The organism is Arcobacter sp. L (assembly GCF_000284235.1).
In the GTDB taxonomy this organism is placed as follows: Bacteria; Campylobacterota; Campylobacteria; order Campylobacterales; family Arcobacteraceae; genus Aliarcobacter; species Aliarcobacter defluvii.
In genome coordinates this window covers 1,822,444-1,848,176 of sequence record NC_017192.1, presented here as the reverse complement: position 1 = coordinate 1,848,176, position 25,733 = coordinate 1,822,444, and the positions used below count along the sequence as shown (strand labels likewise).

Here is a 25,733-nt window from a genome sequence, read left to right as displayed (position 1 = left end):
CAATTCCCAAATTAACTCAAATAAATAATAAATCAAGTTTAGTATCATTGAAATCTGAGGTATATTTAATTCAAAACGGAATAACAAAACTAAAAAGTAAAAATGTACTTTTAGGAAATTCAAATGAAATTGATTCTTTGGATAATGCTTCAATAAATAAAAAAGCAGAAAAACTTTTTTCAGAAATAGTTGATTTTTCAGTTACATCAACTGATACAATTGAAAAAAAGATAGGAAGTTGGGCAAAACTTTCATCAAAAAATTATACTTTTTATTTACCTTCAAATTCTGTTTTATTTGCTCTTGAAAATGGAACTTTTGTTTGTAAAAGTGAAGAAAATATTTGTAAAGAGGTAGAATAGTGTATTTTTATGAAGTTGCAATTTTAAGGTCACCTTTAAATAATTTAACATATCAAAGTGAAAATAAAATTGAAATTGGAACAAAGGTTTTAATAAAACTAAGACAAAGAAAAGTTTTAGATGAAGCCGTAATCATAAAAGAAGTTGAAGAACCAACTTTTAAATGTACAGATATAAATGAAATTACAAATGAATTTTATGATGAAAAAATGCTTCAAATTTCATCTTTTGTTTCTCAATATTATGTTTGCTCTCTTGGTGAAGCTTTAAGTGTTTATAATGCTTTTGATAAAAATATAAACAAAATTGAAATAGAAGAAAAATTTGATAGTAAAATAATTTTATCAAGCCTTCAAGAAAAAGCAAAAGAGTTTTTAGAAGAAAAAAAGCAAGCACTTTTATTTGCAAATACAGGTGCTGGAAAAACAGAAATTTATATAAAAATCATTGAAGAACATCTAAATAATCAAAAACAAGCAGTTTTATTGATGCCTGAGATTTCTTTGACTCCACAAATGCAAAAAAGATTAGAAAAAGTTTTTGGAAAAAGTGTAGCTATTTGGCACTCAAAAATTACTAAAAAAAAGAAAGTAGAGATTTTAAAAGGTCTACAAGAAGGAAGCATAAAACTAATAGCAGGTGCTAGGTCTGCACTTTTTTTACCATATTCAAATCTTGGAGTAATTGTTGTTGATGAAGAGAATGATGACTCATATAAAAGTGATTCAAAACCAAGATTTCATACTAAAGATTTAGCAATTTATATAGCAAAAAAATTTGACTTACAACTTGTTCTTGGAAGTGCAACTGTAAGTACAAGTTCTTTTTATAAAATCCCATTTTTTAGACTTGATGAAACTTATCACAAAACAAAAAAATTATATAGTTTTGAAGATAGCGATGCAAATTTATCTTCAAAAGTTATAGATAAAATAGATAAAACATTAAAAAGTAATAATCAAGTAATTGTATTTTTGCCTACACGAGCAAATTTTAAATATCAGATTTGTACAACTTGTGGAAAATCTGTAGAGTGTCCTTTTTGTTCAGTTTCTATGAGTTTACATAAAAATGATTTGGCTTTAAAATGCCACTATTGTGGATATACTCAAAAAATTCCAGATTCTTGTCCATCTTGCAATAATGGAATTATTCATAATCTAAGAGTTGGAACTGCTCAAATTGAAGAGGAGTTAAAACTAATATTTCCTGCTAAAACAATTAAAAGATTTGATAGAGATGAGATAAAAACTGATAATCAATTAAAAACAGTTTTAAATGATTTTAATGATGGGAAAATAGATATTCTTGTTGGAACTCAAATGCTTTCAAAAGGTCATGATTATCACAATGTAAAACTAGCTGTTGTTTTAGGAATTGATTCTGTTTTAAATATGAATTCATATAAAGCAAGGGAAAAGGCTCTCTCACTACTTATTCAAATAGCAGGAAGAAGTGGACGAAGTGGAGAAGGTGAAGTAATAATTCAAACAAAAAATCAAGATTTTTTTAATCACTATTTAAATGAGTCAAATTATTTAGAGTTTTTAGAAGAAGAACTTGAATTTAGAAAAGATTTTTATCCACCATTTTTAAAACTAGCAAAGGTGATGTTTTCTCACTCAAATGGTCTTAAAGTTAAAGATGAAATGGATTTTTATGTAAAACTTTTTAAAGAAAATAAAGATATTGAAGTTGTAGGTTTTGGTCAAAGTCCTATTTTTAAAATGTCAAATAAATATAGATATGAGATACTTCTTCGTTCTTCAAATATAAAAGCATTATTACAAGCTTTACATTCTGTACAAACGCCCAATGCAACTATTGATATGGATACAATTTACTAATTAACCTTATATTAGTCAACTTTATTGTAAAATACACCAAAAAATTTAATAGGAGAACTAATGGCTTATACAAAAGATGAATTTAAACAATTAGTAGATGATATTCAATCACAACCTTGGTACAAAAATCCAATCGGATTTGGTATTGCAAAAGTTGATAGAGGACAAATAAATAAAGATAAAATACTACAAGCGACTTTCCCTGTAATAAATTGGAATGAGAATTTTGGAAGTGCAGCAGTATTATTAAACGCTTTAAAAGTTGCTGGTGTTGATGTTGATACATCAAAATCAGAATTAGTATGCAAAATTTCAGATGAATTTTTAACTTCTTGTATTGAAGCTTTTAGACCATTTATTCCAGAAGCAAAAGGTGATGCACATAAAAATGTTCAAGTTGTTTCAACATTAGCATCTTTACCAATAGATTCAGGATTAAGTGCTGATGATTATAGAGTAGTATTTATTTTTGAAGATGCAGCACCTGAATCAACAGAAACTGTATATTTAAAACTTTATGCACTTTCAACTGGAAAAGCAGCATTAAGAAGTCTTAATTTAAATGGTGCATTTGGTAAATTACACAACTGCGCTTGGATTGGAAATCAACCAATTGAATTAGATTGGTTAAGAGCAAATGAGATTGTATTAAAACTTTCAGGTAAATATCCAAATATTGATTTTGTTGATAAATTCCCAAGATTCTTACAACACATTATTCCTGCTGATAATACAAGAATTTTAGAGTCTTCAAAAGTTAGAATGGGAGCACAATTAGCTGCTGGAACTACAGTTATGCCAGGTGCTGCTTATATCAACTTCAATGCTGGAACTTTAGGTTCAGTTATGGTTGAAGGAAGAATCTCTTCAAGTGCTGTTGTTGGAGCTGGGTCTGATGTTGGTGGAGGAGCTTCAATTCTAGGAGTTTTATCTGGAACTGATGGTGTGCCTGTTACTATTGGAGAAAACACACTTTTAGGAGCAAATTCTTGTACTGGAACAACTATCGGTGATGGTTGTATTTTAGATGCAGGTGTTACAATTCTTCCAGGAACAAAAATCGCATTGTCTGATAAAGCTGTTGAAGCATTAAAAGCTATAAATCCTGGAAAAGAAATCTCTAATGTTATGAAAGGTAGCGATTTTATCGGAGTAAATGGAGTTCACTTTAGAGTAAATTCTTCAACTGGTCAAACTATTGCTATGAGAAGTACAAGAGAAATCAAACTAAACGCTGATTTACACTAATTTTTATGGTATTTTTCATTTAAAAGGTAAGAAGTTTTCTTCTTACCTTTTTTTATTTTAACTTTCTAATCAACATATAACCACATATATCGTATAATCGCAACCTTAAAAAACAGAATAATACAATAAAAGAAGAATAATGATAGAACTAGTAAACATATCAAAAAGTTATCCAACAAATGAACTTTATAGTAACTTAGATTTAAGATTAAATGCTGGAAATAAAGTTGGACTTGTGGGAAGAAATGGAAGTGGAAAATCAACACTTTTTAAACTAATTTTAGGGGAAGAACAACCAGATAGTGGTGAGATAGCACTTCCTAAAAATTATAAGATAGGTGCTTTAAAGCAATACTTTGATTTTACAGAAAAAACTCTACTTGATGAGACAGCTTTAGCTTTGAGTGAAGATGATAAATATAACATCTATAAAGCTGAAAAGATTTTATTTGGACTTGGATTTTCTCAAGAAGATTTAGAAAAAGCGCCAAAAGAGTTTTCAGGTGGTTATCAAATTAGAATTAACTTAGCAAAACTTTTATTAACTGAACCAAATATGTTATTACTTGATGAGCCTACGAACTATTTAGATATTTTATCTATTAGATGGTTAAAAGCCTTTTTAAAATCATTCGAAGGTGAAGTTATTTTAATCACTCACGATAGAGATTTTATGGATAGTGTTTGTACTCATACTATGGGTATTATTAGAAAAAGTGCTTTTATGGTACAAGGAAGTACTCATAAATTTTATGAACTTTTAGCTTCAAATGAAGAACATTACGAAAAACAAAAAATAGCTCAAGAGAAAAAAATCAAAGAACTTGAAGAGTTTATTGCTAAAAATAAAGCACGTGCTGCAACAGCAACTTTAGCTCAATCAAAAGTAAAAATTTTAGAAAAAATGGAAGTTATGGAAGACTTACAATATGATTCTAGTTTAGACTTTAACTTTAACTATAAAGATACAGTAGCTAAATTCTTACTTGAAGTTAAAGATGTAAGTTTTGGATATTCACCTGATAATATTTTATTTAAAAATATTTCTTTTGCATTAAGTAAAGGTGAAACACTTGGGATTATAGGAAAAAATGGTAAAGGTAAATCGACTTTACTAAATGTAATTGCGGGAGAATTAAAAGCCTTAACTGGAACTATTGATTATCATACAAGTACAGTTTTTGGACACTTTGGGCAAACTAATATTTCACACTTAAATAAAAACAATACAATTATGGATGAGATTCACTCTGCAAATGTAAAACTTCCAGAATCAACTATTAGAGGAATTGCTGGATTAATGATGTTCAGTGGTGATAATGCTAAAAAGAAAATTTCACTTCTTTCAGGAGGAGAAAAAAGTAGGGTAATGCTTGGAAAAATCATAGCAAAAGATGTAAACTTACTTTTCCTAGATGAGCCTACAAACCACCTTGATATGGATTCTATTGATGCACTTACAACTGCAATTAAAGCTTTTGAAGGTTCTTGTATTATCGTAACGCATAGTGAAGATTTATTAAGAGCTACTTGTGATAGATTGATTGTATTTACAAATGATGGAGCTGATTATTTCAATGGAACATATGATGAGTTTTTAGAAAAAATTGGTTGGGAAGAAGATGAAACTGTTGAAAAGAAAAAAGTTGAAAAACCAAAAGTAAATAAAAAAGAGAGCAAAAAATTAAGAGCTGCTATTGTTTCAGAAAAAAGTAAAGCAACAGCACCACTTAAAAAAGAGATTCAAGATTTAGAAGAACAAATAGAAAAACTTGAAGATGCACTAGAAGATGCAAGAGTTAAACTTTCAAGAGATATTCCAAAAATTGAAAAAGAGATTGAACAAAAATTTGAATTACTTGAAGCAACTCAATTCAAACTTGATGATATGAATAAAGAGTTTGAAAGAAGAATGAACGAGGTTTAAGCTAATAATAGCTTAAAGCTCTTTGGCGTAAATAGTTTTAAAGAATCACTTTTTAGTGATTTTAACTCATTTGAGAATCCATTTTTACTAAAGATTACAAAGATATCTACATTTAAACCAGCACCTTTACAATCATCCATTAGTCTATTTAATTCATTTTTTTTGATTTTAGAGTTTATATATTTACAGTTTCCTGCAATGATTTTTCCACTTGTTGTTTTTGCAACTAAATCTATCTCTCTTTTTTCATCCCAATATTTCCCAAACTGTTTTATAGGGTCTTCATTTAATAAATCTCTAATAAATTCCATTGATAGTTCTTCAAATACAAAGTTCCCAAATTCAGCTTGTTTGTTTTCAAAAAGAGTATAAAATTCTTCATAATTTTTCTCTTTTATACCTTTATAAATTGGAGAAACAAAAGCAAACCAAAATCTTAAAAATGGTGTGGTAAATAGAAGTTTTCTTGCAACTTTGTCATCACCTCTTTTATTTGCTAAGTGATGTTGAGATGATTCAACTTCTATTATTCCTCTTTCAACTAATTTTTCAACACATTTAGAACCTTCTTCAAAACTTACAAACGCTCTTTTAAAAGATGAATTTGTTCTTCTATCGCCTTGAGCTATTCCTGTTAAAATAGCATGGTCAACTTTATAACCACCTGTTAAACTGTGGATTTCATTTCTTAATTGTAAATAGTTATTTAAAATATGTTGTTCTATTAGTTCTAGTATTGGTTTGTTTGTATCTATTTTTATATTTAAACCACCAAATACTATAAAGTATTGAACAGCTTTTTCCATATCTGTGATGTTGTTTTCTTTACAAAAAATTCTAAATTGATTTTTTGTTGATTGGTCTATTAAAATTATGGTAAATCCTTATTATTTGTAATATTTTTGCAAAAAAGCATTAAATGAATTTGCAAATTGTTGTGCATCTTTTTGACTAAAAGGAGCTGGACCTTTTGTCATTTCTCCACTATCTCTTATTTCTTGCATTAAATTCCTAATCGCAAGATACTGTTTTATATTATCTTGCGTATAAGTTGCACCTCTATGGTCTATTGCATGAGCATTTTTTTGTATAGTTCTATCAGCTAGTGGAATATCTGCTGTTATTACAAGGTCATTCTCTTGCAACATTTCAATTATCTTATCATCTGCTTCATCTTGTTTTGTATCAACAATTATATATTTTATATAATTAGAAATGCCTATATTGATTTTTTTATTTGCAATTACAATTGTATCTATTTTTTGTTTCTCAATTGCTCTTAAAACAATTGGTTTTAATAAATTTGGAAAAGCATCACCATCTATAAAAAGTTTCATATTTTAAACAAATCTTTTGGATCAATATGAGATGAATCTTTCGTTACTTGGAACATTAAACTATCATCAACCCTTCCAACTACATAACCTTGTTTTATCCATTTTCCTACAACTAAAGTTGGAGAGATTTCATCTAAATGAGAGTAAATAGTGTGTAATCCACCTTCATGCTGAATAATTACAACATTATCAAGCATACCTGCATTTTTTTTAGCATAAACAACTTTTCCATTTAAAACTGCTACAACTTTTGCTTTAGGTTCATTGCTTTTTAAAACAATAGATTCATTAAAAAGTTTTATTTTATAAATTGGGTCATAATATGTTCCAAAATTTTTTACAACTTTAAATGATTTTAATGGAGCAATAGATTTTTCACCTCTATATTTTATTATTTTTATTCCATCAGTTGAAGAACCAATTTTTTTTACATCTAAATTTAGATTCTTTGCATATTTTTGATTTCTAACATCAGATGTTTGTATTTCATCATCATTTACTGTATCTTCTTGAGTTGTTGTTGAACCTTTTTTAGTATTTAAAAGTGTTTGTAATTTTTTTCTTTTTTCCTCTTCTTCTCTTTGTGCAATTTTTTTATCTTCTTCTTCTTTTAAAATATTTAATTCAGCAAGTAAATTTTTCAATGATTCTTGTTGTTTTACTACTTTATTCAATTCTATTTGATAAGATTTATGTTGTTCTTCAAGATTTGCTAATGAACTTGAATGTTTTTGTTTTAAAGATGTTAATTTATCTTTTGTTTTTTGTCTATCTTCTATATATGAAGAGATTTTTTCAATATCTTTTTGATTGTTTTTTGTATTTGTATATAAAACAGTATATGTACTATTTAATTTAGTTACTTTTTCTTTTGAATATTGAGATAATAAAGTATATATTTCATTATCAATTAATTCTTGTAAAGAGTTTTCAGAAGCAAGTTTTAATGCCATTGATACTGAAAACTCTTCAATGATAGTGTCAACTATCTCTTCTTCATTACTACTTTTTTCTTTTATTAATTCAGTTGATTTCGATTTTAATTCATCAAGTTTATTTTTTGAATCTTCAAGTAATTTCTGATGTTGTTCTATATCTTCATTAACTTGTTTTATCTCTTTTTCTAAATTTATAATATTTGTATTTTGTGATTCAATTTTATCTGCTAAATCTTTTATTTTTAGATTTGTAGTCTCTTTTTTTTCAAGATTTGAGTTTAAAATTTCTTTATTTTGTTTGATTTTTTTATCAATATTTGAAGCAAAAATCAAATTTACAAAAAACAATAATAGAAAAAATATTTTAGTCATTTTTTATCTTATATTTTAATAATACACCAAATATTGTAAAAATTGAAATTGAAAAAGATAGTAGAAATATTTTCATCAATTCAAATGGTAAATTTATTTCAATATCAACAATATCATGTAATTCCAAAGGGAATAATACATCCATATTATTTGAAACATAATAAAGAAAACAAGTTGTAATTAAAAATGCTAAAAAAGAACTAAGAAGTGCATAATTTAAAATAGATGATGCACTGTATAAAATAGAAGCTCCATGCAATCTAAGTATAGAAATTTTTATATTATGTTCATGAAACCATAGTTTTATTTGCTTAGCAATAATAATTATTGCAAAAATAGTAATAATAAAAAATAGTATAAATGAAACACTATTTAGTAAAAGTAATAAAAGATAAATTTGATTATGGTTTTTATAAAATACTTCTACTTTTTTAATATTTTTATTTTGAAGTAAAGTTTGTTTTATTTCTTCTAATTCACTACTTGTTGGAAAAATTTCTAAATATATTTGATAAAAATTTGGAAGTTTTTGTTTTAGTAATTCTATAGAATTATTTGATAAATTAGTTTTGATATTTGCAATAATTTTTTCATTTGGTAAAGCTTGTATTCTTTCAACTTTTATACCTGCAAGTTCACTAAATGTATCTTTTTCAATAGGTGTATTACTTACAATTACTATAGAATAATCCCTTGAAATTTGAGTTTTATAATTATCAACTACATTATTTATTAGTAAAAATATAGAAAATGCAATTAACATAGAAAGCAATGGAATTAAAAAAGCAAATATATTTTTAAGAAACTTCATAAATGATTCCATCCTCAATAGATAATTGTCTAAATTTTATTCCTAAATTTTTAGGAACTCTATGTGTTACTACTACAACAGTTATACCTAATTGTTCATTTGCACCTTTTAATAAATTCCATACAACTTCAGCTGAATAATCATCAAGATTTCCTGTTGGTTCATCTGCTATTATGATTTTTGGATTATGTGCTAAAGCCCTTGCTACTGCAACTCTTTGTTGTTCTCCACCACTTAACTCATTTGGATAATATCCTGCTCGATGAGTAAGTCTAACATGAGCTAATAGTTTATTTGCTTGATCTCTTGAAACTTCATGAGAATAGCCATTTATTTTAAGTGGTATCATGATATTTTCTTCTATTGTAAATTCATTTACAAGTTTATAATCTTGGAAAATAATACCAATATCTTTTCTAAGAAGTCTTAGTTTTTTACCTTTTATTCCAAAAACTTCTTGATTTTCAATTTTTAAACTCCCATGTTTTAAAGGAATATCTCCATAAAATGATTTTAATAAAGTAGATTTTCCACTACCTGAGTTTCCACCTATAAATATGAACTCCTTAGGTTTTATTGAAAAGTTTCCTTTTTTTATAATATATTTATTATCATCATAAGTAAGGTAAATATTCTTAGCTTCAATCATTTACTTAAAATCTCTTTTAATTTTTTATGTGCATTTATATTTGAGCTTGTTGGAAGAGGATTTCCTTGATAATAAGTAATTTCTCCTTCTTCAACAAGTAAATATTTTGTAACAGGTCTATCAAAATTTCCCATAGTTACTTTAATTAATCCCGAATTATTTTTATTCTCAATAATATATAATTCTTCAATATGAATAAAATAATTTTTTTCAATTAGTGATTTTGTAGGAATTTCTTTTAAAATTTTACTAAAATCAATTTTTGAATTAAATGAAAAATCAAAGTTTAAATTGATGTTTTTATCTTCATTAAAAGCCTCTAGAACTACATCATAGATATTTTTACCTTGTTTTTTCCATCTATCTTCATATTTACTAGAAACTGCTAAATCTTTATTTATATCAATAGTAATTCTTCCTTTTGGAAGATTTGTTAAAACTTCTGTGCAAAAATCAAAATATTTTCTACTATCAGTTCTAAGTTCTAATGTTCCATTAACTTTTAAAACTCTTAAAGCTTCATTTACAAATTCATTAGAGTATATTCTTCTATGAGGTTTTTTATCCCAAGGAACCGGAAAATGAACAAAGATTTTTCCAACTTTGTTTGATTCAATAAATTCCATAAATAATCTTGCATCATAATTTACAACTAAAACATTTGTAATACCTTGAATTTCAAGTTGTTTTAAAAGTTGTTCAATTGATGGATAGTGAATTTCAAGACCAATAAATTGAACATTTGGATTTGATTTTGCTTGATGTAAAAGATGTCTTCCACTTCCAAAACCTATCTCTATTTGAATCTCTTTATCTGTCTTAAAATCATCAACAAAATAGTTTATATCTTTTAGATATTCATGTTTTGTCTCTTTTTTTACTTGAAGATTATTTGTATTTGAAAATAATACATTGGCTTCATTTAGATTTACATAGGCATTTAAAGCATTTTTTACAAGAGTAACAGGTGATAATCTCGTAACTTTATCTGCTTTTATCATAAAGTTTTCATCTTTAGGTTTTAAAGATAATAAAAATTCTTTTCCTTGGTTTTTAACAGCAACTCTATATTCTGTTTTTCTTTCTTTTTGAGTAAAGTTATATGACTTTGCTATAAATTTAAACTCTACACCATCTTTTTCTGATGGTGTATTTATTAACTCTTTTCTTTCAAATACGATATGTGGCATTTATTCTTTCTTATTATTTTGAATTTGTTTTTGGTATTGTTAATGACGCTTCATTTGTTTTTTCAGATACTAATCCAAACTCATCATTTGCTTGAACTGTATATTTATATTCTACACCGCTTACAATATCTGTATCTTCAAATCTTGTATCTGTTATGTTATTAAATTTTACTAACTTATATTCAAAAAAGTTTTGTTTGATTTTCTTCTCAATATTATATGATACAGCTCTATTATCTCCTGCTTTCCAGTTTAAAATAGCTCTATTATTTTGAATTTGTGCAAGAGTTAATACTGGTTTTGCAGGTTTTGGTAAACTAATTCCTTTTATAGGTGTAATATCAAAAGAACTTTCTAATCCATCTTTTCCTACAGCAATAACTTTATAGTAATAAACTCTTCCATCATCATCTGTTTTATCTGTAAATTCAAGAACATTTGAATTTACAGTTCCAACTTTTTTATATCCAAAAGATGAATAAATACTTCGGTGAATATCGTATTTAATAATATCTTGTGTTGGGGAAACATCCCAAGCTAAAAATATCTTTTTAGGAATGTTATTTGAAGCTCTTACATTTGAAGGTCCAGTTGGAAGAGGTTTTGTTTTTGCTACAACAGGTTTTGAAGTTGCTGATTCAACATCATTGAATGTAAATGCTTTAACTCTATATTTATAAGCTGTATTATTGTCTAAGCCTGTATCAATATATTCAACTGATAATCTTTGATTTATAGTTTTTAAATAAATCCATTCATTTAAAGTTGTATTGAATTTTTCAATTCTATAGTATTGAACTCTTGGGTCTGGATGTGGTCTCCAAATTATTTTTATTCTATTTGGTAAATCAGAAATTGCTTGTACAAATTCAACAGCAGGAAGTCTTTGTAAAGTTTGTGCTATGTATGCATCTGTTGTAGGAGATTCACTACCATCTGCCAATCTTGCAGATATTTGGTAAGCATATTTTGTATTTGGTTCTAGATCTTTATCGACATAATGTGTAGCATATCTGTTATCAATAGATTTAATAAGTCTTAAAGTTTTTCCATCTTTTTGTAAATCCATTCGATAAAAGTTATATCCTACAACTTTTGGGTCATTCGATCTTTGCCATTCAAATCCAATTGAAGTCATATCTGGAATTGATTTTATAGAATTAAAATCTACAGTTTCAACTGAGTTATTAATTTTAGGTTTTGTTGGTGTATTTAAATTATCAAATATGTTGGTACAACCACTAAATAGAAAAAGTAAAACTGTTAATGATGTAGCTTTCATCAATTTTAACATCTATATTCCCCTTTTGAAAGTTTTTAGTTAAAAAATCATTTATATCTGTTGGTAAATTTGCTTTGAAACTCATTTGCTTATTTGTTATGGGATGGGTTAAATAAAGATAATAAGCATGCAAATAAAATCTATTTATTTTATTTAATTCGCCCTTAAAACCATATAAATTATCGCCAAGTATATGCCTATTTATCGAACTTAAGTGAACTCTAATTTGATGAGTTCTTCCTGTATATAATTTTGCAGCAATTAATTCAAATTTCTCATTATCACTTAATGCAATTTTTGAAAAAGCTGATTTCGCAAATCTACCATCTTTTTCAATTGACATTTTTAATCTATTATTAGGATTTCTTCCAATTGATTTTTCAATAATTGTATTTTCTTTTAATGGCATATCAACTATTGCAAGATAATATCTTCCCATAGATTTATCTTCAAGTTGTTTTGATAATCCAACATGAGCTTCATTTGTTTTTGCAACAACCATAACTCCACTTGTACCTTTATCAATTCTATGAACAATACCATGTCTTTCTTCACCACTAATTGTTGAAAGTGATATATTTTTCAATTTTAACCAATCAACTAAAGTTGCATCTTTTACACTTGGTGCATCATGAACTGTAAGATTATATGGCTTATTAATAACAAGAATATGCTCATCTTCATAAATAATTTCTACCTCTTTTCCTTCTAAAGAGTTTATTATAAACTCTTCATCTTTTATATTATTAAATTCTGCTTTTGGAAAATGGACATCAACTACTTGATTTTCTTTTAATTTTAGTCCTGTTTTATTTACAGTCTTACCATCTACTTTAACATACTCTTTTTTTATAAGTTGTTCAATTTGATTTCTTGAAGCTTCAATTTGTGAAGCTAAAAATTTATCCAATCTATTTGTTTCAAAAACAATAAAAATTTTATCCATATTTAGATACTCTTTCACTATGCGTTTAATTGATAAAAGAATTATTTCACACTTTGATTATTTGTTAATAATATTTGTTTTACCTTTGATATTCTTATCATACCATTTAATAAGTGAAACAAACGAACAATTGGCTAATAAACAATTGGTGTATTATACTATTTCTATATTTGCATTTCTTTTAGTATTTATGTTGCCTATAAGAAAAAAAGTGAGAATTATCCCAACTTTATACTGGATAGGAATAATTTTGCTAATTGCTGTTGAACTTATAGGAATTTCAAAACTAGGTGCAAAAAGATGGATTTATATACCATTTATTGGAACTACAATTCAACCATCAGAACTAATTAAACCAATATTTATTTTGATGCTAGGATATTTAATACAACATAAGCCGCCACCAAAAAATGGTTATGGATTTAGTGATTTTATATATTTTTCATTTTATATATTGTTACCATTTGTTTTAATTGCAATTGAACCAGATTTAGGAACAGCTTTAGTTTTACTTTTTGTTGGTTATGGAATTTTATTTTTAATAGGTGTAAATTGGAAAATATGGGTTAGTATAATAGTTATAGTTGGAGTTGCTTCTCCTTTTATGTATACTTATTTGGTAAAAGATTATCAGAAAAAAAGAATTCATGATTTTATTTCTGAAAAGCCTAGTTATCATGTTCAACAATCAATTATAGCTATTGGTTCAGGTGGACTTACGGGAAAAGATAGTGAAGATGCAACCCAAACACAATTGAAATTTTTGCCAATTGCAACAAGTGATTTTATTTTTGCTTATTTTGTTGAAAGATATGGATTCTTAGGTGCAATAGGATTGATTTTTTTATATTTGTTGATTATTTTACATTTATTAACAATGAATTATTTTTTTAAAGATGATTATATAATTAGAGCTTTTGCCTCCGGTTTAGGACTTTTAATATTTTTTAATATGAGTATTAATGTTTTAATGGTTATTGGTTTTGCACCAGTTGTTGGGCTTCCTTTACCGTTATTTTCATATGGTGGAAGTTCTTTTATAAATTTTATTGTGACATTTGCAATTTTAGAAAATTTATTAGCATTTAGATATATGAATTTATATAATTATGAAAGAAAGTTATAAAATAAAATTTTTAAGTAATAATTTGAGTTTAAATAAAATATAAAAAATTTTATTTAAACTCCTTGCTTTTCTAATAAATTACTTACAATGTCTAAATCATAAATTGAATCTCCGCAGTTTTCTTTTTTTGTTTCAATATTTATTATCTCTTCATCATTTTCATTTGTATATTTATAAGATAAAATATAATCTTTTTTTAATAAACTTAAAGTAGTTTCACTATCACAAAGGGAATCATTAATTTGTTTTTTGAAAATATTTTTAGATTTTTCTTCTGTTAAATCAACACCAATTAGAGTATATACATAAAATATAGTTTTTTCTTTTTTATATATATCTATCAAAATGCTATTTGCATCAACTTGTATAGGTAAATTATTTTTAAAGTCTTCAATATCTTTTCCAATAAGATAATCTTCTAAAAAATAGTATTTATATATTTCAATAATAAGAGCTAATGAAAAAAATAAATTTATTGTAACAATAATTTTTGCTAAAAAAGACCAAACTTTTAAACCTGTATATTTAGAAGCACTTTTAAAGGTGATATAAAATATTGCTATTGAATATATTAAAACCATAAAATAAATAAAAAACTGTAAGTATTCAGATTCAAATCTTATAAGATTTACTTGAAGACAAATTTCTATACAAATAGAAATAAAAACAAACCACAACCAAAAAACAATTATTAATGGAATTTCACCTTTAAAAAGTCTACTTAAATATTTTTTTTTATTTTCTAAAATCATTTCTTTCCCTAAAATAGCCTATAAAATACTTTAAATCTTAATTTTGTTGGAGTTGTTGGTCTTGGATAATCTTTATAGGCAATTTCAATTAATTCAATTGTATAATCATCTAATACAGCATAACCAGAAGAATTTATAATTTTTAATCCACTTATACTTCCATCTGGATGAAACATAAATTCAACAATATTTATTCCTCCAATTTTAAGTTTAGCAGCAAGTTTTGGATAACCTAATCTATCTAAAACTCTTTGTGTAATAACTTGAAAATTATTTAGATTTTTTTCTAAATAAGCTTTTTGTACTTTTGTAAAATTTTGATACTCTTCCCCATATAATCTCTCTAATTCATTAAGAATTTCTTTGTTTATAGGTTCTTTTTGTGATAAAAAATTTTCTAAAGTTTTTTCTTGCAAAGAGTTATTTTCTTTTACAATTTGTTCTTGTAAAATACTTTTTTGGAATTTTTTAGATTTTTCAATATCTATCTCTTTTTTTCTTTCAACTTTTTTGCCAATCTTCTTAGGAGTAGATTTATTCTCTTTTATCTCTTTTTTTACAGTTTCTACTTTTTTTGTAATTTGTGGTTTTTCAATTTTTTCTACTTGAGTTTCAATTTTTTCTATTTCAGTTTTTTGAATCTCATTTTTTTTTAATTTTACAAATTTCACATCAGATTTTTTTTCTACAATCTCTTTTTTAGGTGTATTTTCAGGCAATTCTTTATCTTTGTATTTTTTTAATAATAGCAAATGTAAAGATATTGAAATAATAAAAGCTAGGATAATAATTTTCATAAGCGGGATTATAGTACAATTCCGCTAATAAATGATTAATTAGGAATGTGAATGTTTGAAAAATCAATAAAAGCTTATGAAGAAGCTTGTAAAGTGATTCCTGGAGGAGTAGATTCTCCTGTTCGTGCCTTCAAAAGTGTAGGCGGAACACCACCTTTTATTCAAAAAGGTGAAGGAGCGTATTTATATGATATAGATGGAAATAAATACTTAGATTTTGTTCAAAGTTGGGGACCTTTAATATTTGGTCATTGTGATAAAGATATTGAAGAAGCTGTTATAAAAACTGTAAAAAATGGATTGTCATTTGGAGCACCAACAGAACTTGAAACACAATTAGCAAATGAAATTGTGGAAATGTACGATAATATCGACAAAGTTAGATTTGTAAGTTCTGGTACAGAAGCTACAATGTCTGCAATTAGATTAGCACGTGGTGTTACTGGTAAAAATGATATTATCAAATTTGAAGGTTGTTATCATGGACATTCAGATTCTCTTTTAGTACAAGCTGGTTCTGGAATGGCAACATTTGGAGCACCAAGTAGCCCAGGTGTTCCTGCTGATTTAACAAAACATACTTTAGTTTGTGAATATAATAATATTGAAAATTTAAAAAAATGTTTTGAAGAAAGCTCTGATATTGCTTGTATTATTATAGAACCAATTGCTGGAAATATGGGATTAGTTCCTGCAACTGAAGAGTTTTTAGCAACTTGTAGAGAATTATGTGATAAACACGGAACTTTATTGATTTTTGATGAAGTTATGTCAGGATTTAGAGCAAGTTTAAAAGGTGCTAGTGGGATTTTAAAAACTCAAGGTGATATTATCACATTTGGAAAAGTAATAGGTGCTGGTATGCCAGTTGGTGCTTTTGCTGCAAGTAAAGAAATTATGGGACATTTATCACCTGAAGGTAAAGTATATCAAGCTGGAACTTTAAGTGGTAATCCAGTTGCTATGGCTGCTGGATTAGTAAGTCTTAAAAAATTAAAAGCAAATTTAGAAATTTATGCTGATTTAAGTGCAAAAGCAAAAAAATTGGTAAATGGTTTAAAAGATATAGCAACAAAATATAATATTCCTATGCAAGTAGATACAAGAGGAAGTATGTTTGGATTTTTCTTTTGTGAAAAAGCTCCAAAGAATTTTGTTGAAGTAGGGCTTTGTGATTTTAAAAGATTTGCAACATTTCACCATGAAATGTTAAAAAAAGGTTTTTATTTCGCTTGTTCTCAATACGAAACAGGTTTTGTTTGTACTACAATTACAAATGAAGATATAGATGCATGCTTAAATGCTGCAGATGAAATTATGCAAAAATTGTAAGAACAACTAGTTGTTCTCTTTAGAGTTTGTTTCTTTAACTTTGGCTTTGTCAAAGTGTTAAAAGAAATTTAATATTAAAATAAAAAGGAAAATTATGCCAGTATTAAAAAATGTAGAATTAACAAAAAAAGCGAATATTTATTTCGATGGAAAAGTTACAAGTAGAAGTTTTGTAGATGAAAAAGGTATTAAAAAATCTTTAGGTATTATGATGCCAGGTGAATATACATTTGGTACAAATGAAGCAGAGCATATGGAAATTATTGCAGGAAAAGTTGAAGTACTTGTTGCTTGTGGTGATAGTAATTGGGAAACATATGGACCAGGTGAATATTTTGAAGTTCCAGCAAATTGTAGTTTTGATATAAAAGTAATTGAAATAACAGATTATTGTTGTACTTATATTGGATAATTATGCAAGAAGAATATGAAAAACCAAAACATCAAGATAAAATAGCTGCTTTAGATAATCTATCATTAGGTATATCTATTGTTGCTGCAATTATAATAGGTTTTGGTATTGGATATGGTTTAAAACAATTAACTGGATATACTTGGACTTTATGGCTTGGTATTTTTTGGGGAGTTTTAGCTGCTTTTATGAATGTTTATAAAGCATATAAGAGAGCTCAAAAAGAGTTTGAGGGGATGGAAAACGATCCTAGATATTCATATAGAGCTAAACATGGAGATACATCTTTTGATGATGAAGATTAATCCAGAAGTTGTTAGATTTGCAAGGGTTTTTATTTTTTTAGACCTTTGCATTTTTATTTATACATTAATTTTTCAAAATAATATTTGGTTATTAAATACTCAAGTAGCTTTTGTATCTTCTTTATTTATTACAATTGCTTCTTTTTATTCTTATAAAAAAAATATTCAAAATAGATTATCAAATTTAGATTTATCAAAATCATCTACTTTAGAAAATAGAGATAAAATTGATGAAATTGATGATCCATACGATTTATATACTGAATATGAAGAAATTCCAGAATCAGAGCTTACACCTGAAAAAATTAAAGAAATAATAAATGATGAAAAATCAAAAGTAAAAAAGAATACATTTAAGAATACACTTTTTGCGACAGGTAGTTTTTTATCTCTTTATAGAGTTATTGGATATGGATTATTGGTTTTTGGTTTTTTTGCATTGAATAATAATAAAATATTTACTCCAATTGCTTTTATAATTGGATTAGGTATCGTTCCACTAGGAGTTCTAATTTCAAAGCTAACTAGAAAATAGCTTTGAAATTATAAAATTAGAGGTAAATCTATAGTTACTTTACTATCATCAGCAGTTAATATAAAGGAGTGATGATTCTCTTTTAGATTGATTTTTGAGAAATCTCCACTTTCATTCGAGGCAATTTCTACACTAATTAAAGAATATTTTTTTCCATCAATTTTTATATATTCACCAATTTTCAATAAAATAGAGCAAGAAACTTGTTTTCTTCCTGTAAATGCTTCAAAAATCTGATTTAACGTTTTTATGAATGAACTTGCGTCTAATTTAAATTCAGGAATTGAAGGATCATAATTTTTTGTAAAATTTATATCAGTTTTAATTTTACTTGTAGAAATTGCTAAATCAACTAACGTAAAAATATTTGTACTATTAATATTTTTTATATTTAATTTTGATTCTTTTTTTACCATTGCACTTTTATATAGTTTCATATGAATTTCATCTTCATTTTCATACATAACTGTAATTGCATAAAATGTATAATTTTTAATTGTTAAATCTATATAAGAAGTTAATGCTCCAAAAGTTTTTGGAGCATATGTTAACGCTAAATCAAATAGTTCTTTTTGTTTTATTCTATTTAATAAAAATTGAGCTTCTGAATTAGAATATATTATTTTAGAGCTAGATGAAAAAGATAATACAGGATTTAAGTCCAGCTCAACCCATTCTTCAAAAAAACTCATCTTTCTAACTTTCTACATAATTTTTAAGATTTTTACCAACTTTTGGATGCTTTAATTTTTTAATCGCACTTGATTCAATTTGTCTAACTCTTTCTCTTGTTACAGAAAGTTCTTTTCCAATTTCTTCTAATGTTCTATCACTTGCATCTTCCATAAGACCAAATCTCATTCTAATAACAGCTTGTTCTCTTTCATTTAATTGACCTAAAATTTGATCAATTTGACCTTGTAAATCTTCTTTCATGATATTGTCAACTGGTGTTGGAGCTTTTTCATCAGGAACAAAATCTCCAAATTTACCATCATCATCACTTCCAATAGGAGCTTCTAAAGATACAGGCTCTTTAGTAATTTTAATAACTTGTTTTACTTTATCAACAGGAAGTCCTACTTCTTTTGCGATTTCATCAACATCAGGCTCTTTTCCATTTTCTTGGATACCTTTTCTGATGATTTTATTAATTCTATTAATAGTTTCAATCATATGAATAGGAATTCTAATAGTTCTAGCTTGATCTGCAATTGCTCTTGAAATTGCTTGTCTAATCCACCATGTTGCATAAGTAGAAAATTTATAACCTTTTTTATATTCAAACTTATCAACAGCCTTCATAAGACCGATGTTTCCTTCTTGAATTAAGTCAAGGAAGGGTAAACCTCTATTTGTATATCTTTTTGCAATTGATACAACAAGTCTTAGATTTGATTTTGCCATTCTTGTTTTTGAAGTATCAGTAATTTGTTTACCTCTTTTTATTTGCTCAAGAACATCTCTTAGTTCTTCAGGTGATAAATCAAATCCTCCCTTACTTGCTTCTGCTGTTTGGAAAAGTTTTTTTATTTCCATATAAGTAGAAACCATAGTTGCTTCTGGAACCATAGATGTAATTTGTGCTTTTGATAAATTAACAATATTATCTAAAATCTTTTTGTGATTTTTTAATAAAGTTTCATTAAATAATGGTAATTTATATTCTAATCTTTTTAATTCACTATCAAAACCAGTATCAGATTTAAGTGCAGTTTCCATCGCTTTTACAATTTCAGTAATAAGTTTAGAAGTTGGACCTAAATCTAATAAAGCTTCTTTTAAAATTTTCTTTTTAAATGCAACAGCAAGATTGAAAGTCATTTGATCAACTTCATCATCTGATTTTGCAGTCTCTTTTACAGAAAATTTAAGCCAATCTTTTTTAGCTTTTTCTAAATTTTTGAAGGCTTCAATAATAGTTTGTGCTCTTTTATCAAGTTTTTTCTGTTTTTTCCCACTAACTTTTTCTTCATCAGATTCATCAGATTCACTATCAATATCTTCATCTTCAATATCTTCATCTTCTAAGTTTTCTTCATCTTCATTTTCAGAATCATCATCATCAAAATTTTTAAATAATTCTTTTACTTTTCTTTCTCTATTTACTAAAGGTTCTTTATATTCCAAAATAAAATCAATTAGATATGGTACATAACAAATAGCATCAAGAATAATATCTTCACCCATTTCTATTTTTTTAGAAATTTCAACTTCTTCTTCTTTTGTTAAAAGAGGAATTTGTCCCATTTCTCTAAGATACATTCTTACAGGAGAATCTGATCTTGACCATTCAAGTAGTTCTTTATTTTTTAATAAATCGTAAACGTCATCTTCGTTTTCGATTAACTTTTCTCTTAATTCTTTTCTTTTTTTAGCTTCTTCAGCATTCATTCTTTTTGCTTGTTCTTGAGAACTAATTACAGTTACATTATATAATTGTATTAATGCTAAAAGTTTTTTAATGTTTGGACCTGAAGGTGCTTTAGGAAAGATTTTAATAATTTTCTCATAGGTAAGTATAGAATCTTTGTATTCTTTTACCAATTGCTCGATAGTTTTATTTATATCTTTTACGCTCATTGTGTTCGGAAATCCTCTTTATTAAGATGGTCGGATATTATACCCAAATTAATTAAACATCTTATTAAAAAAAATAGATTTAAACAAATATTACTAAAAAATTAGTTAAAATGCATTTTTTTTGAAAATATTTATTTGATAACTTTTAAGAATTATCAAATACAAGGACATATATTATGAATAAAATTACTGGAAAAGTGTGGAATTTTGGAGCAAATATTGATACAGATGTTATTATTGCAGCTAGATATTTAAATAGTTCAGATCCTGAACATTTAGCAAAATATGTAATGGAAGATGCAGATCCTGAATTTCCAAAAAAATTACAAAGAGGTGACATTATTGTTGCTGGTGAAAACTTTGGATGTGGTTCAAGTAGAGAACATGCACCAATCGCATTAAAAGCTGCAGGAGTTGCTGCTGTTGTTGCACCTTCATTTGCTAGAATTTTTTATAGAAATGCATTTAATATGGGATTACCAATATTTGAATTACCTGAATCTTTAGAAATTAAAGAGGGTGAAGAAATTTCAATTGATTTAGATAAAGGTGAAATTACAAATAATACTACTAATAAAACATATAAATTTATTCCAATTCCTCCTTTTATGCAAGAATTAATTGCAACAGGTGGATTAATTAATTATGCAAAAGCAGAAATGGTAAAGGCTAAATAAATGAGAAATTATAAGATATCAATAATCAAAGGTGATGGGATAGGACCAGAAATCGTTGATGAGGCAATAAAAGTATTAAATGCAGCAGCAAAAAAATGTAATTTTGAATTAAATTATAAAGAGTATCTAATGGGTGGTATTGCTATTGATACTACTGGTGTTCCATTACCACAAGAGACAGTTGATGGAGTTTTAAATTCTGATGCTTGTTTGTTTGGTGCAATTGGTGGAGAAAAATGGGATACATTACCAAGAGAATTAAGACCTGAAACTGGATTATTAAAATTTAGAGAAGAAATGGGTGTTTATGCTAACTTAAGACCTGCAATTATCTATGATGAATTAGTAAATGCCTCTACTTTAAAACCTGAAGTAATTACTGGCGTAGATATTATGATTGTAAGAGAGTTAATTGGTGGTATTTACTTTGGTAAACCAAGAGAGAATGATGGATTTAAAGCATTTAATACAATGGTATATACAAAACCAGAAATTGTAAGAATTGGTAAAACAGCATTTGAACTTGCAATGAAAAGAGATAAAAGAGTTTGTTCAGTAGATAAAGCAAATGTTTTAGAAGTTTCTCAACTTTGGAGAGATACTATGAATGAATTATCAAAAGATTACCCAGAAGTAACTTTAAGTCATATGTATGTAGATAACGCAGCAATGCAACTTGTAAGAAACCCAAAACAATTTGATGTTATTGTAACAGGAAATATTTTTGGAGATATTCTATCAGATACAGCATCAATGGTAGTTGGTTCGATTGGATTACTTCCATCAGCATCAACAGGGGATAAAACAGCAATATATGAACCAATACATGGTTCAGCACCAGATATAGCAGGGATGGGAATAGCAAATCCATTGGCAACAATAGTAAGTGCAGCAATGATGCTAAGATATTCTTTAAATGAAGAGAAAGCAGCAGATTTAATAGAAGAATCAATAAAAGCTGTATTAAAAGATGGATATAGAACAAAAGATTTAGCAGCATATGATGCAAAAGAAGTTTTAAATACTTCTGCTATGGGCGATGTCATTGTTAAATATATTAATAAATAATTTTTTATGATAAAATAAATAAATTATAAATTTCAGGATTAATTATGAGTGAAAAAAAATATAGATTAGTTACTAGAAGTGATATGGATGGTTTAGTTTGTGGTACTTTACTTAAGTATTTAAATATTATTGATGAAATAGCATTTGTTCATCCAAAAGATATGCAAGATGGAAAAATAAAAATTACAAAAGATGATATAACAACGAATCTTCCATATGTTGATGGTGTATATTTAGCATTTGATCATCATTTTAGTGAAACATTAAGAAATGAGAAAAAAGACAATCATATTATTAATCCTGATGCTCCAAGTGCAGCACAAGTTGTTTATGAATATTACGGAGGAGATGAAGTTTTCCCTGGATATTTTACTGCAATGATGAATGGAGCAAATAAAGCGGATTCTGCTGATTTTACGCAAGATGATATTTTAAAGCCTAGAGGTTGGGCATTATTAAGCTTTTTAATGGATTCTAGGACTGGACTTGGAAGATTTAGAAATTTTAGAATTTCAAATTATCAATTAATGATGGATTTAATTGAATATTGCGCAAGACATAATATTGATGAAATTTTAGATTTACCTGATATAAAAGAAAGAATAGATTTATATTTTAAATATGAAAAAGATTTTGTAGAGCAATTAAAAAGATGTACTACTATCAAAAATAATTTATTAATAATAGATTATAGAAATGAAGAAATAATTTATCCTGGAAATAGATTTATGGTATATGCAATGCATCCAGAGCAAAATATTTCTATTCATGTTGTTTGGGGAAAAGATAAACAAAATATTGTATTTAGTACAGGAAAATCTATTATAAATAAAAGTTCAAAAACAAATGTTGGTGAATTGATGCTTAAGTATAATGGTGGAGGGCATAAAGCAGCAGGCGGTTGTCAGATTGATACAGATAAAGCAGAAGTAGTTTTAGAAGAGTTAATAAAACAAATTAATCAAGATGGTTAAAAAGAAGTTTTAAAACTTCTTTTCTAAAATTTTATAAAATTCTTCAAAAGAGGGTAAATTTAAATTTGACTCTCTTTGTTTTTTCCCCCACATTGATTCTGGGAAAAAAGAATCTTCTTTAAATCTTGCCATAATATGAAAATGCACATGAGGAACATAGTTTCCAAAAGATGCTATATTTATTTTTTCGGGTTTAAAATAATTAATCATCTCTTTTTCTATTAATTCTAAGTATTTCCAAATCTCTTTTTTTGTAGCTTCATTACAATATGAAAATTCTTTTATAGGCTCATTTGTAAATATTTTTAACCATGGAATTTCTGATGGTTCAATTTCTATTTTTATTAACTCATTTTTAAAAAGTTCTAACACAAGAAGTCCTTTATTAATTCAAATTTTTTGAATATTACAATAATTAAAATTAAATAAATTAAAAATATATATCTTCAACTTGCTTTAAGTAAAAATTAATTATAATCCGAATCCATTTTTTCAACCATTGAGGAAGTTTTTGTAAAATAATTATATTTTATAAAGAGTTGGGCAGAAACAGAAAAAAGCAATTAGTTTTTAATATATTGAAAACTCTTAGCTTGGCTCCACAAATTTTTAGATTTTAAGTTTAAAATTTAGTGTGAACTACAGAAAAGCAAAGTTTTGCTTTTTTCATTAAGTAGTTCTTCCCTGTTGAAAATTGGTAATAACACAAATAAAGAGGACAAGACTTATGAAAGTAAGAGCTTCAGTAAAAAAAATGTGTGATAAATGTAAGGTTATCAAAAGAAGAGGTGTCGTAAGAGTAATCTGCGAAAACAAAAAACACAAACAAAGACAAGGATAAGACACATGGCAAGAATCGCGGGTGTTGATTTACCAAATAAAAAGAGAATGGAATATGCTTTAACGTATATTTACGGAATCGGATTACATAACTCTAGATTAATTTTAGATGCAGTTGGTATTGATTACAATAAAAGAGCATTTGAATTATCTGAAGATGAAGCAGCAACAATTAGAAAAGAAATCCAAGAAAACTACATGGTAGAAGGGGATTTAAGAAAAAAAGTTGCAATGGATATTAAAGCTTTAATGGACTTAGGATCATATAGAGGGTTAAGACATAGAAAAGGTTTACCTTGTAGAGGGCAAAAAACAAAAACAAATGCCAGAACTAGAAAAGGTAAAAAGAAAACTGTTGGTGCAGCAACTAAATAAGGGATTGTAGATGGCAAAAAGAAAAGTTACTAGAAAAAAAATTGTAAGAAAAAATATTGCTGACGGTATCGTACATATTGCTGCAAGTTTTAATAATACAATGGTTACAGTTACAGATAATGCAGGAAACGCAATCGCATGGTCAAGTGCTGGAAATTTAGGATTTAAAGGTTCTAAAAAATCAACTCCATTTGCTGCACAAGCTGCAGTTGAAGATGCAATGAATAAAGCAATGGAACACGGAATTAAAAACGTTGGGATTAAAATTCAAGGACCAGGTTCAGGTAGAGATACAGCTGTTAAAGCAGTAGGTTCTATGGATGGAGTTAGAGTTACTTGGTTAAAAGATGTTACACCATTACCACACAATGGTTGTAGACCTCCTAAAAGAAGAAGAGTGTAAGGAGTAAATAATGGCAAGATACAGAGGACCAGTAGAAAAAATCGAAAGAAGACTTGATGCGGATCTTGGACTAAAAGGTGAGAGAAGATTATCAGGTAAAAGTGCTTTAGAAAAAAGACCATTTGCTCCAGGACAACACGGACAAAGAAGAGCTAAAATTTCTGAGTACGGATTACAATTAAGAGAAAAACAAAAAGCTAAATTTATGTATGGTGTTTCTGAAAAACAATTCAGAAAATACTTTAAAGAAGCTGCAAGAAGAGAAGGTAATACAGGGGCTAACCTAATTACTTTAATCGAACAAAGATTAGATAATGTTGTATTTAGAATGGGATTTGCTACAACTAGAGCAAATGCAAGACAATTTACAACTCATGGACATATCTTAGTAGATGGAAAAAAAGTTGATATCCCTTCTTACATTGTAAGACCAGGACAAAAAATTGAAATTAAAGAAAAATCAAAATCTAATCCTCAAGTTGTAAGAGCATTAGAATTAACAAATCAAACTGGTATGGTTGATTGGGTTAATGTTGATAAAGATAAAGTATTTGGAATTTTCACAAGAATCCCAGCTAGAGAAGAAGTTGTTATTCCTGTTGAAGAGAGATTAATAGTAGAGTTATATTCTAAATAATAAGTAAA

Annotated in this window: 29 protein-coding genes; 16 read left to right on the top strand and 13 right to left on the bottom strand. The window is 26.9% G+C overall.

Going from position 1 to position 25,733, the window contains the following annotated elements; all coding sequences use genetic code 11:
* The first annotated feature begins 47 nt into the window (after positions 1-47).
* The 4 genes from ABLL_RS09120 (at position 48) to ABLL_RS09105 (ending at position 5,384) form a co-directional block, all read left to right on the top strand.
* Positions 48-362, top strand: coding sequence for a hypothetical protein (locus ABLL_RS09120; RefSeq protein WP_014474508.1), 315 nt, complete (start codon positions 48-50; stop codon positions 360-362).
* A complete protein-coding gene (locus ABLL_RS09115) occupies positions 362-2,209 on the top strand; it encodes a primosomal protein N' (RefSeq protein WP_014474507.1) in 1,848 nt (615 codons plus the stop codon). The genes ABLL_RS09120 and ABLL_RS09115 overlap by 1 nt, the downstream gene beginning before the upstream one ends.
* A gap of 60 nt (positions 2,210-2,269) precedes the next feature.
* On the top strand, positions 2,270-3,457 hold the full coding sequence (locus ABLL_RS09110; RefSeq protein WP_014474506.1) for a tetrahydrodipicolinate N-succinyltransferase N-terminal domain-containing protein: 1,188 nt from the start codon (positions 2,270-2,272) through the stop codon (positions 3,455-3,457).
* Between the two features lie 139 nt (positions 3,458-3,596).
* Positions 3,597-5,384: an ABC-F family ATP-binding cassette domain-containing protein gene (locus ABLL_RS09105; protein WP_014474505.1), complete on the top strand. Its 1,788-nt coding sequence runs from the start codon at positions 3,597-3,599 to the stop codon at positions 5,382-5,384.
* On the opposite strand, the gene ABLL_RS09100 is transcribed toward ABLL_RS09105, so the two are convergent.
* The 8 genes from ABLL_RS09100 to ABLL_RS09065 form a co-directional block, all read right to left on the bottom strand.
* Positions 5,381-6,190, bottom strand: a complete 810-nt coding sequence (locus tag ABLL_RS09100; RefSeq protein ID WP_014474504.1) for a DUF234 domain-containing protein — start codon at positions 6,188-6,190, stop codon at positions 5,381-5,383. The genes ABLL_RS09105 and ABLL_RS09100 overlap by 4 nt on opposite strands.
* Positions 6,191-6,271: 81 nt before the next feature.
* Positions 6,272-6,721: a YaiI/YqxD family protein gene (locus ABLL_RS09095; RefSeq protein WP_014474503.1), complete on the bottom strand. Its 450-nt coding sequence runs from the start codon at positions 6,719-6,721 to the stop codon at positions 6,272-6,274.
* Positions 6,718-8,031: a murein hydrolase activator EnvC gene (locus ABLL_RS09090; RefSeq protein WP_014474502.1), complete on the bottom strand. Its 1,314-nt coding sequence runs from the start codon at positions 8,029-8,031 to the stop codon at positions 6,718-6,720. Before ABLL_RS09090 ends, ABLL_RS09095 begins: the two co-directional genes overlap by 4 nt.
* A complete protein-coding gene (locus ABLL_RS09085; RefSeq protein ID WP_014474501.1) occupies positions 8,024-8,842 on the bottom strand; it encodes a hypothetical protein in 819 nt (272 codons plus the stop codon). The genes ABLL_RS09090 and ABLL_RS09085 overlap by 8 nt, the downstream gene beginning before the upstream one ends.
* Positions 8,829-9,491: a cell division ATP-binding protein FtsE gene (locus tag ABLL_RS09080; RefSeq protein WP_014474500.1), complete on the bottom strand. Its 663-nt coding sequence runs from the start codon at positions 9,489-9,491 to the stop codon at positions 8,829-8,831. Before ABLL_RS09080 ends, ABLL_RS09085 begins: the two co-directional genes overlap by 14 nt.
* On the bottom strand, positions 9,488-10,681 hold the full coding sequence (gene trmB / locus ABLL_RS09075) for a tRNA (guanosine(46)-N7)-methyltransferase TrmB (RefSeq protein ID WP_014474499.1): 1,194 nt from the start codon (positions 10,679-10,681) through the stop codon (positions 9,488-9,490). The genes ABLL_RS09080 and trmB overlap by 4 nt, the downstream gene beginning before the upstream one ends.
* A gap of 13 nt (positions 10,682-10,694) precedes the next feature.
* The gene (locus tag ABLL_RS09070; protein WP_102043409.1) at positions 10,695-11,975 is read right to left on the bottom strand and encodes a fibronectin type III domain-containing protein; all 1,281 of its coding nucleotides are present in this window, start codon (positions 11,973-11,975) and stop codon (positions 10,695-10,697) included.
* A complete protein-coding gene (locus tag ABLL_RS09065; RefSeq protein WP_014474497.1) occupies positions 11,923-12,909 on the bottom strand; it encodes an RluA family pseudouridine synthase in 987 nt (328 codons plus the stop codon). Before ABLL_RS09065 ends, ABLL_RS09070 begins: the two co-directional genes overlap by 53 nt.
* A gap of 19 nt (positions 12,910-12,928) precedes the next feature.
* Between ABLL_RS09065 and ABLL_RS09060 the strand changes: the two genes are divergently transcribed.
* On the top strand, positions 12,929-14,035 hold the full coding sequence (locus tag ABLL_RS09060; RefSeq protein ID WP_041654818.1) for an FtsW/RodA/SpoVE family cell cycle protein: 1,107 nt from the start codon (positions 12,929-12,931) through the stop codon (positions 14,033-14,035).
* 53 nt (positions 14,036-14,088) lie between these two features.
* On the opposite strand, the gene ABLL_RS09055 is transcribed toward ABLL_RS09060, so the two are convergent.
* The gene (locus ABLL_RS09055) at positions 14,089-14,787 is read right to left on the bottom strand and encodes a hypothetical protein (RefSeq protein ID WP_014474495.1); all 699 of its coding nucleotides are present in this window, start codon (positions 14,785-14,787) and stop codon (positions 14,089-14,091) included.
* 8 nt (positions 14,788-14,795) lie between these two features.
* Positions 14,796-15,584 carry an energy transducer TonB gene (locus tag ABLL_RS09050; RefSeq protein ID WP_014474494.1) on the bottom strand — a complete coding sequence of 263 codons (789 nt, stop codon included), beginning with the start codon at positions 15,582-15,584 and terminating at the stop codon, positions 14,796-14,798.
* Between the two features lie 51 nt (positions 15,585-15,635).
* On the opposite strand from ABLL_RS09050, the gene hemL reads away from it, so the two are divergent.
* The 4 genes from hemL to ABLL_RS09030 all read left to right on the top strand — a co-directional run bounded on the left by hemL (position 15,636) and on the right by ABLL_RS09030 (position 18,168).
* Complete coding sequence (hemL, locus tag ABLL_RS09045) at positions 15,636-16,916, top strand: glutamate-1-semialdehyde 2,1-aminomutase (RefSeq protein ID WP_014474493.1); 1,281 nt, start codon at positions 15,636-15,638, stop codon at positions 16,914-16,916.
* A 94-nt stretch (positions 16,917-17,010) separates the two neighbouring features.
* Positions 17,011-17,328, top strand: coding sequence for a pyrimidine/purine nucleoside phosphorylase (locus ABLL_RS09040; protein ID WP_014474492.1), 318 nt, complete (start codon positions 17,011-17,013; stop codon positions 17,326-17,328).
* A 2-nt stretch (positions 17,329-17,330) separates the two neighbouring features.
* The gene (locus ABLL_RS09035; RefSeq protein WP_014474491.1) at positions 17,331-17,633 is read left to right on the top strand and encodes an AtpZ/AtpI family protein; all 303 of its coding nucleotides are present in this window, start codon (positions 17,331-17,333) and stop codon (positions 17,631-17,633) included.
* Positions 17,620-18,168, top strand: coding sequence for a hypothetical protein (locus ABLL_RS09030; protein WP_041654816.1), 549 nt, complete (start codon positions 17,620-17,622; stop codon positions 18,166-18,168). The genes ABLL_RS09035 and ABLL_RS09030 overlap by 14 nt, the downstream gene beginning before the upstream one ends.
* A gap of 8 nt (positions 18,169-18,176) precedes the next feature.
* On the opposite strand, the gene ABLL_RS09025 is transcribed toward ABLL_RS09030, so the two are convergent.
* Both ABLL_RS09025 and rpoD read right to left on the bottom strand, forming a co-directional pair.
* Positions 18,177-18,860, bottom strand: a complete 684-nt coding sequence (locus ABLL_RS09025) for a hypothetical protein (RefSeq protein ID WP_014474489.1) — start codon at positions 18,858-18,860, stop codon at positions 18,177-18,179.
* Between the two features lie 4 nt (positions 18,861-18,864).
* Complete coding sequence (gene rpoD, locus ABLL_RS09020) at positions 18,865-20,751, bottom strand: RNA polymerase sigma factor RpoD (protein ID WP_014474488.1); 1,887 nt, start codon at positions 20,749-20,751, stop codon at positions 18,865-18,867.
* A gap of 176 nt (positions 20,752-20,927) precedes the next feature.
* On the opposite strand from rpoD, the gene ABLL_RS09015 reads away from it, so the two are divergent.
* The 3 genes from ABLL_RS09015 to ABLL_RS09005 are packed head-to-tail and all read left to right on the top strand — an operon-like array spanning position 20,928 to position 23,470.
* Positions 20,928-21,428, top strand: coding sequence for a 3-isopropylmalate dehydratase small subunit (locus tag ABLL_RS09015; RefSeq protein WP_014474487.1), 501 nt, complete (start codon positions 20,928-20,930; stop codon positions 21,426-21,428).
* Complete coding sequence (gene leuB, locus ABLL_RS09010) at positions 21,429-22,496, top strand: 3-isopropylmalate dehydrogenase (protein ID WP_014474486.1); 1,068 nt, start codon at positions 21,429-21,431, stop codon at positions 22,494-22,496.
* A 44-nt stretch (positions 22,497-22,540) separates the two neighbouring features.
* A complete protein-coding gene (locus ABLL_RS09005; RefSeq protein WP_014474485.1) occupies positions 22,541-23,470 on the top strand; it encodes a DHHA1 domain-containing protein in 930 nt (309 codons plus the stop codon).
* Positions 23,471-23,479: 9 nt separating this feature from the next.
* Here the strand turns inward: ABLL_RS09005 and ABLL_RS09000 are convergent, their stop codons facing one another.
* Complete coding sequence (locus ABLL_RS09000) at positions 23,480-23,842, bottom strand: HIT family protein (RefSeq protein WP_014474484.1); 363 nt, start codon at positions 23,840-23,842, stop codon at positions 23,480-23,482.
* 355 nt (positions 23,843-24,197) lie between these two features.
* On the opposite strand from ABLL_RS09000, the gene rpmJ reads away from it, so the two are divergent.
* From rpmJ to rpsD, 4 genes are read left to right on the top strand one after another with little or no spacing between them, the layout of a single operon-like run.
* Positions 24,198-24,311, top strand: a complete 114-nt coding sequence (gene rpmJ, locus ABLL_RS14930) for a 50S ribosomal protein L36 (RefSeq protein WP_014474483.1) — start codon at positions 24,198-24,200, stop codon at positions 24,309-24,311.
* A 5-nt stretch (positions 24,312-24,316) separates the two neighbouring features.
* The gene (gene rpsM, locus ABLL_RS08995) at positions 24,317-24,685 is read left to right on the top strand and encodes a 30S ribosomal protein S13 (RefSeq protein WP_014474482.1); all 369 of its coding nucleotides are present in this window, start codon (positions 24,317-24,319) and stop codon (positions 24,683-24,685) included.
* 10 nt (positions 24,686-24,695) lie between these two features.
* Positions 24,696-25,088: a 30S ribosomal protein S11 gene (gene rpsK / locus ABLL_RS08990; protein ID WP_014474481.1), complete on the top strand. Its 393-nt coding sequence runs from the start codon at positions 24,696-24,698 to the stop codon at positions 25,086-25,088.
* A gap of 10 nt (positions 25,089-25,098) precedes the next feature.
* Entirely contained in the window at positions 25,099-25,725 is a 627-nt protein-coding gene (gene rpsD, locus ABLL_RS08985; protein ID WP_014474480.1) for a 30S ribosomal protein S4, read from the top strand.
* The last annotated feature ends 8 nt before the right edge of the window (positions 25,726-25,733 follow it).